Below are 2,870 nucleotides of genomic sequence, written 5' to 3'. Positions count from 1 at the left end.
CCGTCGTCGCGGCGCACCCACATCAGGAAGTCGGCGAAGGACAGGTCGGCGAGCAGCTGCCATTCCCCCACCACGGCATGCAGATGGTCGACTGCCTGACCGGGCAGCATGGTGTGCTCGGCGAGCAGGTCACCGAGGGTGGACATCGGGTGCTACTTCCGCGGTCGCGTCACGCAGGTGAGGTGATCAGCTGATCACCGCGATTAGATCTCCGGCCTGGATCACGTCGCCGACGGCCACGCTCACCTTGCTCACGGTGCCCGCCACCTCGGCCAGCACCGGGATCTCCATCTTCATCGACTCCAGCAGCACCAGGGTGTCGCCCTCGCCGATCTGATCGCCCTCGCTCACCACGACCTCGAGCACACTGGCCACGATCTCAGCGCGAACGTCCTCGGCCATCATCACCCCACTCACTCCGCTGCTGAATGCCTGTCGGCCTACATCGAACCACACGACCGGGCCGTCAGCGGTGTCGCCGGGCCATGACACAATGGACCAGACGCGCCCGCCGCATGTGGGCAGAACCATCTTCAGACCATTCGGAGGTAGACCATGGCCAAGCGTGGCCGTAAGAAGCGCGACCGCAAGCACTCCAAAGCCAACCACGGCAAGCGGCCGAACGCCGGCTCGAAGTCGGTGCGCTGACCGCGCCGGCTGACTGTCGACGCGCTAACCGCGCCGGATGATCGTGGTGCGGCTGATCTCGATGCGCAGCCGCTCGCGCAGCCTGTCGGGGGCCTTGTCGCCGCCGCATTTCCGCGCGATCAGGTTCTTGACCCGCTCCTCGACGCCGTAATGGCGTAGGCACGTCGGGCATTCCTCGAGGTGATGACGCAGCTTGTCGCGTGTTTCGGGGGTGCATTCACCGTCGAGCAGCGTCCAGACCTCAGCGATGACCGCGGCACAGTCCGGGTGCTCGGGGTCGATCGGGCCTACCGGCGGCTGCCAGCGCTCTTCGTCCGAGAACGAGCTCACGGCGCGACCTCCTCGGGGGTGTCGAGCTGCTGGCCCCGGATGAACCCGCGGTCCCGAGCCACGCCGGCCAGCAGGTCGCGCAACTGGCGCCGGCCCCGGTGCAGCCGCGACATCACCGTGCCAATCGGTGTGTCCATGATCTCGGCGATCTCCTTGTAGGGGAACCCTTCGACGTCGGCGAGGTAAACCGCCATCCGGAAGTCCTCCGGCAACGCCTGCAGTGCCTGCTTGATCTCGCTGTCCGGCAGCAGCTCGAGTGCTTCGACCTCGGCTGAGCGAAGGCCGGTCGACGAGTGCTCGGCGTTGGCCGCGAGCTGCCAGTCGGTGATCTCCTCAGTCGGGTACTCCGCTGGTTGGCGCTGCTTTTTGCGGTAGCTGTTGATGTAGGTGTTGGTCATGATCCGGTACAGCCACGCCTTGAGGTTGGTGCCTTCGCGGAACGACCGGAAACCGGCGTAGGCCTTCACCATGGTTTCCTGCAGCAGATCCTCGGCATCGGCCGGATTGCGCGTCATGCGCAGCGCGCCGCCGTACAACTGGTCGAGCAGTGGAATCGCGTCGCGCTCGAAGCGCGCGGTCAGCGCGGCGTCGGTCTCCGGCGGCGTACCTGCGTCCGGCGCGGTCTCTGCCGCCGTATCGCGCATCGACCCGTCGGAGTCGGTTCCGGAGTCGGTCCCAGAGTCGGTCACTGTGGAGAACACCGTCCCTTCTGTCGCGGTGCCACCGAACAAGCCCGGTAGATCCACCGGGCGGACGGGGAGGTCCATGGCCAGCGTTGGCACCTGTACTCCCTTCACTCAATCCTAGAGGTTGAGACCGACATCTTTTCTTGGCCGCCGCTGCCGCCGGCGCCACGGTCGTCGTCAACAACAGCGGCGAGGCGCACGGTTGTTCCCGACCTCGGGTCCGCGTGACGTTTCGAGGGCCATAGGGTGACATCATGTCGCTTTCCGGGAAGACCATGTTCATCTCCGGTGCCAGCCGCGGTATCGGCCTGGCGATCGCCAAGCGTGCCGCGGCCGACGGCGCCAACATCGCGCTGATCGCCAAGACGGCCGAGCCCCACCCCAAGCTGCCCGGGACCGTGTACACCGCCGCGAAGGAACTCGAGGAGGCCGGCGGGCAGGCGCTGCCCATCGTGGGCGACATCCGCGACGGCGACTCGGTCGCAGCGGCCGTGGCCAAGACCGTCGAGCAGTTCGGCGGCATCGACATCTGTGTGAACAACGCGTCGGCGATCAACCTCGGCTCGATCACCGACGTCCCGCTCAAGCGGTTCGACCTGATGAACGGCATCCAGGTGCGCGGCACGTACGCGGTTTCGCAGGCCTGCATCCCGCACATGGTCGGACGGGACAACCCGCACATCTTGAGTTTGTCGCCGCCGATCCGGCTCGAGCCGGAATGGCTCAAGCCCACCCCGTACATGATGGCCAAGTACGGAATGACGTTGTGCGCCTTGGGGATCGCCGAGGAGCTGCGTTCCGACGGCATCGCCTCCAACACACTGTGGCCGCGAACCATGGTGGCGACGGCCGCCGTGCAGAATCTGCTGGGCGGCGACGAGGCGATGGCGCGCTCCCGCACACCCGACGTCTACGCGGACGCCGCCTACGAGATCTTCAACAAACCCGCCCGCGAATACACCGGCCAATCGCTGTTGTGCGAGGACGTGCTGCTGGAGTCCGGTGTCAACGACCTGTCGGTGTACAACTGCGTGCCCGGCGCCGAACTCGGCGTCGACCTGTGGGTCGACACCCCGAATCCGCCGGGTTACACCGGTCCCTAGCGATCAGGCGGCGCAGAGGTCGATGCCCAGCAAGTTGACCGGCCAGAACACCGCGGTCAGCATGAAAGCGCCGATGTCCGAGCCCGCCGGTATCCGGTTGCGG

At 66.5% G+C, this 2,870-nt stretch carries 6 protein-coding genes; 2 read left to right on the top strand and 4 right to left on the bottom strand.

Annotation, left to right across the window (positions count from 1 at the left end):
- Both A5663_RS22765 and A5663_RS18390 read right to left on the bottom strand, forming a co-directional pair.
- Positions 1 to 146, bottom strand: a 146-nt coding sequence (locus tag A5663_RS22765) for a histidine kinase N-terminal domain-containing protein (protein WP_156744550.1), incomplete at its 3' end; no start/stop codon positions are given.
- 40 nt (positions 147 to 186) lie between these two features.
- The gene (locus tag A5663_RS18390; RefSeq protein WP_048471395.1) at positions 187 to 402 is read right to left on the bottom strand and encodes a biotin/lipoyl-binding carrier protein; all 216 of its coding nucleotides are present in this window, start codon (positions 400 to 402) and stop codon (positions 187 to 189) included.
- Between the two features lie 153 nt (positions 403 to 555).
- Between A5663_RS18390 and A5663_RS23870 the strand changes: the two genes are divergently transcribed.
- Entirely contained in the window at positions 556 to 648 is a 93-nt protein-coding gene (locus tag A5663_RS23870; RefSeq protein WP_003882799.1) for a 50S ribosomal protein bL37, read from the top strand.
- A gap of 24 nt (positions 649 to 672) precedes the next feature.
- Here the strand turns inward: A5663_RS23870 and rsrA are convergent, their stop codons facing one another.
- Positions 673 to 930, bottom strand: coding sequence for a mycothiol system anti-sigma-R factor (gene rsrA, locus A5663_RS18385; RefSeq protein ID WP_231976829.1), 258 nt, complete (start codon positions 928 to 930; stop codon positions 673 to 675).
- Positions 931 to 974: 44 nt separating this feature from the next.
- On the bottom strand, positions 975 to 1,622 hold the full coding sequence (locus A5663_RS18380; protein ID WP_197503453.1) for a sigma-70 family RNA polymerase sigma factor: 648 nt from the start codon (positions 1,620 to 1,622) through the stop codon (positions 975 to 977).
- A gap of 296 nt (positions 1,623 to 1,918) precedes the next feature.
- Between A5663_RS18380 and A5663_RS18375 the strand changes: the two genes are divergently transcribed.
- A complete protein-coding gene (locus A5663_RS18375; RefSeq protein WP_068152318.1) occupies positions 1,919 to 2,767 on the top strand; it encodes an NAD(P)-dependent oxidoreductase in 849 nt (282 codons plus the stop codon).
- Positions 2,768 to 2,870 lie beyond the last annotated feature (103 nt).

It is taken from the genome of Mycobacterium sp. E740 (genome assembly GCF_001672895.1).
GTDB lineage: Bacteria > Actinomycetota > Actinomycetes > Mycobacteriales > Mycobacteriaceae > Mycobacterium.
The sequence above is the reverse complement of the archived record's forward strand: the minus strand, read 5'-3'. Positions and strand labels throughout refer to the sequence as shown.

Bases quoted from the DNA above. Each gene is read 5' to 3' on its own strand.
- A5663_RS18380 (WP_197503453.1), bottom strand. From the start codon at position 1,622: ATGCGCGATACGGCGGCAGAGACCGCGCCGGACGCAGGTACGCCGCCG.
- A5663_RS18375 (WP_068152318.1), top strand. From the start codon at position 1,919: ATGTCGCTTTCCGGGAAGACCATGTTCATCTCCGGTGCCAGCCGCGGT.
- A5663_RS18390 (WP_048471395.1), bottom strand. From the start codon at position 402: ATGGCCGAGGACGTTCGCGCTGAGATCGTGGCCAGTGTGCTCGAGGTC.
- A5663_RS23870 (WP_003882799.1), top strand. From the start codon at position 556: ATGGCCAAGCGTGGCCGTAAGAAGCGCGACCGCAAGCACTCCAAAGCC.